This window comes from Acinetobacter sp. V2 (assembly GCF_001188385.1).
In the GTDB taxonomy this organism is placed as follows: domain Bacteria; phylum Pseudomonadota; class Gammaproteobacteria; order Pseudomonadales; family Moraxellaceae; genus Acinetobacter; species Acinetobacter oleivorans.
The window spans coordinates 1,627,644-1,629,309 of sequence record NZ_JZFB01000001.1 but is presented as its reverse complement, the minus strand read 5'-3'; the positions used below and the strand labels follow the sequence as shown (position 1 = coordinate 1,629,309).

1 protein-coding gene and 1 pseudogene are annotated in these 1,666 nt (G+C 38.1%); one reads left to right on the top strand and one right to left on the bottom strand.

Translation table 11 applies throughout. From position 1 onward, the window contains the following. A partial coding sequence (locus tag UC75_RS20645) for a Lon-like protease helical domain-containing protein (RefSeq protein WP_228137158.1) occupies positions 1 to 1,004 on the bottom strand: 1,004 nt, incomplete at its 3' end. Positions 1,005 to 1,169: 165 nt separating this feature from the next. Between UC75_RS20645 and UC75_RS20640 the strand changes: the two are divergent. Beyond that, a pseudogene (locus UC75_RS20640) lies at positions 1,170 to 1,666 on the top strand (MFS transporter); the annotation flags it as partial.

Below are 1,666 nucleotides of genomic sequence, written 5' to 3'. Positions count from 1 at the left end.
ATTGATGGAGTAAAATCATCTTCATCTTGTTCTAAGATCAGTTCAACATTATCAATAATATCTTGGGCGTATTGTTTTAAATAATCTTCGAGTCCCTTAACCTGACCATATTTATTTAAAATAAGCTCCATTCTTGGCATAACAACTTGCGTTGCAATATCCCGATTTAACACAGACACTTTGTCACGTGCATCATCTTCTAAATCACCTAAATGTAGACCAAGGCGATCCAGCTTTTTATCCATATAGCGAATATTGGCCGCAATTTCAGCACGTTGCTTACTATTTAATGCATCAATATCTGTTTGGGTAAGTTCTTGAACCTGATCGTCTTTGACTTGTACAGGAACAAAACCGTGTTTCTCATTACGAGAAATGAGTTTTAAATCGAGTTCTTCGCCTTCTTTTGTCAGTTCAACAAGCGCTTGTTGTTGTACATCACCTGTTTCCTGACGGATATGTTCAATACGATTGTGATAAGTCTCTGCACTAAAACGGCGTTCAAGTTGTTTTAAAATAATTTGCCAAGTTTGGTCGTGTGCTTGTTGAAACTTAGTTCCTTGACCTGCTGGAAAGCGTAGGGCAATAGGTTGACGTGCTTGTTTGAAATTATAGACATACACCCAGTCATCAGGCGTTGGCATTGTTTTGGCGTGCTGCTGTAACAAACGTTTAATCATGGTACGTTTGCCTAAACCAGCAGTTCCTACTGCAAAAATGTTATAGCCTGAGTAGGGTAAAGAAATTCCCGCCTCTACAGATGCTTTGGCACGATCTTGACCTAAAAAATTATTAAGAGGTTTGATGCGTTTAGTTGAAGCTGGAATTTTTTCAAAATCGGGGATATGTGTAAGTTGTTCAGGTTTTAAAACGGTTTTATCTAAGGTCATTTTTATATCAGGTTGCTCAAAAGCTGAAGGAAATGCATTTACTGTGACGTTTGTGGTGGTTGTTTTAGCGAGTGATAAAGTTGAAATAGTCACTTGATCAAGTTTTTGTGTCACTGTTGATATCCAGCAAAAGAAAACGAAGGTTGAAGCCTAAAGGTATACAGGTTTAGCATAAAATATCAAGCAAACTTGCGGTTTTTATCGCCAAAACAAAAATGTTTGCATAAAGAATCTTGAAAGCAATTGTAAGAAGGGTTTGAATAGGCACATTTATAATTTATGGAAAATAAAAAACGAATGACCACACAAGCTTCGGGTTGGGTCTCGGCTTTTAAAGCGTTTTTAGATCGCCGTGCATTAATTATGCTGTTTCTGGGTTTTTCTGCCGGAATTCCAATTTTATTAATTTTCTCTAGTCTCTCTTTATGGCTTGGAGAGGCGGGCATTGATAAAAGTGCAGTCACTTTTTTTAGTTGGGCGGCTCTAGGTTACTCTTTTAAGTTCGTTTGGGCTCCTCTCATTGATGAGTTACCTGTACCAGTCTTAACTAAAATGTTAGGACGAAGACGAGCTTGGTTGCTAATTGCACAGTGTTTAATCGTTCTTGCTATTTGTATTATGGCTTTCTCGGACCCAGCTTTAGGTCAGAGTTATCTGGTTCAAATGGCAGTAGGTGCAGTGTTGCTTGGTTTTTCAGCAGCAACACAAGATATTGTAATTGATGCCTATCGTATTGAACTAGCAGAAACAGAAATGCAAACCGTATTGGCATCTAC